Annotated in this window: 3 protein-coding genes and 1 pseudogene; 1 reads left to right on the top strand and 3 read right to left on the bottom strand. The window is 67.3% G+C overall.

The features are described 5' to 3' along the window. The 3 genes and pseudogenes from ABDW35_RS34530 to ABDW35_RS34520 all read right to left on the bottom strand — a co-directional run. Nucleotides 1-200 (bottom strand): annotated as a pseudogene (locus ABDW35_RS34530) (ABC transporter permease); the annotation flags it as partial. A 6-nt stretch (nucleotides 201-206) separates the two neighbouring features. After that, entirely contained in the window at nucleotides 207-1,154 is a 948-nt protein-coding gene (locus ABDW35_RS34525; RefSeq protein WP_343718369.1) for an ABC transporter permease, read from the bottom strand. Next, on the bottom strand, nucleotides 1,154-2,710 hold the full coding sequence (locus tag ABDW35_RS34520) for an ABC transporter substrate-binding protein (protein WP_343718368.1): 1,557 nt from the start codon (nucleotides 2,708-2,710) through the stop codon (nucleotides 1,154-1,156). The genes ABDW35_RS34525 and ABDW35_RS34520 overlap by 1 nt, the downstream gene beginning before the upstream one ends. Before the next feature lie 205 nt (nucleotides 2,711-2,915). On the opposite strand from ABDW35_RS34520, the gene ABDW35_RS34515 reads away from it, so the two are divergent. Further along, on the top strand, nucleotides 2,916-3,179 hold the full coding sequence (locus tag ABDW35_RS34515; protein ID WP_343718367.1) for a hypothetical protein: 264 nt from the start codon (nucleotides 2,916-2,918) through the stop codon (nucleotides 3,177-3,179). Nucleotides 3,180-3,280: the final 101 nt, after the last annotated feature.

Raw genomic sequence — 3,280 nt, 5'->3', positions numbered from 1 at the left:
GCGCCGTAGAGTAGGCGCGAGAGCATGTCGCGGCCGTTCTGGTCCAGGCCGAACCAGTTCAGCGCCGTGGCGGGGTCGAACGGGCCGCCGAGGATGTCCTCCTCGCCGAACGGGGCCAGGAGCGGCCCGAACAGCAGCGCGGCCAGGTTCAGGGCGATGATCGCCAGGCCGATCCAGGCCGTGAGCGGGATGCGTCTCATGGGGCTCTACCGAGGGTGCCGCAGGCGCGGGTTCAGCGCGATGGCGGCGATATCCGCGACCATGTTCAGGATCACGTACGCAGCGCCGAACACCATGGCGCAGGCCTGCACCATCGGCAGGTCGCGCTTGGCCACCGCGTCGACCATGAACCGGCCGAGTCCGTTGTAGTTGAACACCGCCTCGACCAGCACCACGCCGGTGATCAGGTAGGCGATGTTGAAGGCGACGACGTTGACCACCGGCGCGGCCGCGTTCGGCAAAGCGTGGCGCAGCACCACCCGGCCGGTCAGCAGGCCCTTGAGATAGGCGGTCTCGACATAGGCCGAATCCATCACCGCCAGCACCGCCGTCCGGGTCATGCGCATGATCTGGGCGACGGTGACCAGCAGCAGCGTCAGCATCGGCAGTGTGGTCGCGTCCAGCCGCTCGGCGAAGCCCATGCCGGGATAGACGTCGGCCAAGCTGGGGAAGACCGGATTCTGCACCGCGAGGACCAGGATCAGCACCAGGCCCAGGAAGTATTCCGGCAAGGAGACGGTGCCGAGCGCCAGGATGTTCACCACCCGGTCGAACACCCCGCCGCGGCGGACCGCGGTCAGGATGCCGAGGCCCACGGCCAGCGGCACGCCGATCACCGCGGCATAGGCGGCCAGGAACATGGTGTTCCAGAAGCGCGGCCACAGCAGGTCGGCCACCGGCTGCTGGTTGGCGAGGGACTGGCCGAGATCGCCCTGGACGAAGCCCCACAGCCACTGGCCGTAGCGGAGCAGCGCCGGCTGCTCCAGCCCCAGGCTGTGGCGTAGCGCGGCCAGCGCCTCCGGCGTCGCCGACTGGCCGAGGATGGCCGAGGCGACGTCGCCGGGCAGCAGCTGGGTGCCGGCGAAGACCAGCACCGACACCAGCCACAGGGTGAAGAGCCCGAGCCCGATCCGTTTCAGAATCAGCGGCGTCATCAGGCCGCCAGCCAGACGCGCTCCGCCAGCCGCCCGCCCATGAAGTTGAACATCGGGTGCGGGGTGACGCCCTGCACCTGGGTCGACACGCCGTCGAGATAGTCACCGAACATCGGGATCATCGCCCCGCCCAGGTCCGAGATCATCTCCTGCAGCGTCCAGTAGATCTCCTTGCGCTTGGCGTCGTCGAGCAGGCCGCGCGCCTCCAGCAGCAGCCGGTCGAACTGCTGGTTCTTCCAGTGAGTGTCGTTCCACTTGGCGTCGGAGGCATAGGCGATGGACAGCATCTGGTCGGCGGTCGGGCGGCCGCCCCAATAGCCCATGCTGAACGGCGCCTGCATCCACACCTTCTCCCAATAGCCATCGGGGGATTCGCGCTTGATCGAAACGTCGATCCCGGCCTTGGCCGCGGCGGTGCGGAAGATCGCCGCGGCATCGACCGCGCCGCCGAAGGCGGCGTCGGAGGCCGACAGCTCGACCTTCAGGTCCGACATCCCGGCCTGCTGCAGGTAGTGCTTCGCCTTGTCCGGGTCGTAGGCGTGCTGCGGCAGCTCGCTGTTGAAGAAGCGGTCGGTGCGCGGGATCGGATGGTCGTTGCCGAGCTGGCCGTAGCCGCGCAGCGCCACCTTCAGCAGTTGCTCGCGGTCGATCGCATATTTGAGAGCGAGGCGGACATTGTTGTCCACGAAGGGCGGCTTGGTGCAGTCCATCAGGAAGGTGAAGTGCTGGCCGCCGGCCGACTGCACGACCTGCAGCTTCGGGTTGCGCTTCAGCAGGTCGACCGTCTTGAAGTCCAATCGGTTGATGGCGTGGACCTGGCCCGACATCAGCGCGTTGGTGCGGGCGGCGACGTCGTTGATGACGATCACCTCGACCGCGTCGACATTGGCGCAGCCCGGCTTCCAGTAATTCGGGTTGCGGGTGAAGCGCGAGCGCACGCCGGGCTCGTAGCTCTCATAGACGAAGGGGCCGGTGCCGACCGGCTTCGACCAGTCGGTAAAGCCCTCTGGCACCACCAGGAAATGATAGTCGGACAGGAGATACGGCAGGTCGGCGTTGCCGCCGGTCAGCTCGATCGCGATCTGGCTGTCGGAGACCTTGCGGACGTCCTTGATCTGCTCGGCGATGGCGCGGGCGGCGGAGGTGGTCTCGCCGCGATGCAGGTTGATCGAGTAGATCACGTCCTCGACCGTCAGCGCCTTGCCGTTGTGGAAGGTCACGCCCAGCCGGAGATTGAACACCCATTCCGCCGCGCCGGGCTTGGCCTCCCAGCTCTCCAGCAGCTCCGGCACCGCCTGGTTGTTGCGGTCGATCTCGACCAGCCCGTTCATCAGCATGAAGGCCTGGTTCAGCGGCACCCAGTCGGTCATCACCCGCGGGTCGAGCGTGTCGGTGGTGCTGCCGCCGCCCATGCCCAGCTTCAGCACCCCGCCCTTGCGCGGCGTGTCCTGGGCGAAGGCGCGGCCACCAAAACCGGCGGCGAGGCCGAGGCCGGCGGCGCCCAGCAGCAGGCCGCGGCGCGTGGTTTCGAGAGAGGGCAAGTCCCTGCGTGTCATGACCGATCCCTGTTTTCGGGTGGGTGGCGCTCTGTGGCGCCCGGGGCGGCAGCCGTTGCGTCGCGCTGCCTTGAGCGGCCGGACCCTAGTGGATGACGGCAATAAGTCCGACATGATTTTTAAACATGGCCTCATGAGCAAGATTCGGTGCCGCTTCCCGAGGCCGCCCCCTATCCAGGGCGCCTCCGTTGCTCGAGGTCGAATCGTGAGTCTGCCGGATGTCGTGGGCCTGGTCGGTGTCCTAGCCTATCTGCACGCCTATGCCCTGGCGCAGCTGCAGATCCTCGCGATCACGGACTGGCGCACCGCGCTCCTGAACATCGTCGGCGGCGTGCTGGTGATGTATTCGCTGCTGTGGAGCTTCAACCTGGCCTCCTTCGTGGCCCAGGCCTTCTGGATGCTGTTCACCATCATCGGCCTGGTAAAGGCCCGGCGGATGCGGGCACGGCCGGCGGCAGCCGGCGCCTAGGAGCCTGCTTGGAAATGCGCTGGCGTGAGTCGGCTGGCGGTGGTTTCGAGAACCGGAGCGCAGCGCACGTTTGGTGCGTGAGCACCGGAATACTTTACACG

The sequence above is a fragment of the Inquilinus sp. genome (assembly GCF_039594555.1).
Classification (GTDB): Bacteria; Pseudomonadota; Alphaproteobacteria; order DSM-16000; family Inquilinaceae; genus Inquilinus.
The sequence above is the reverse complement of the archived record's forward strand: the minus strand, read 5'-3'. Positions and strand labels throughout refer to the sequence as shown.

Bases quoted from the DNA above. Each gene is read 5' to 3' on its own strand.
- ABDW35_RS34525 (WP_343718369.1), bottom strand. From the start codon at position 1,154: ATGACGCCGCTGATTCTGAAACGGATCGGGCTCGGGCTCTTCACCCTG.
- ABDW35_RS34520 (WP_343718368.1), bottom strand. From the start codon at position 2,710: ATGACACGCAGGGACTTGCCCTCTCTCGAAACCACGCGCCGCGGCCTG.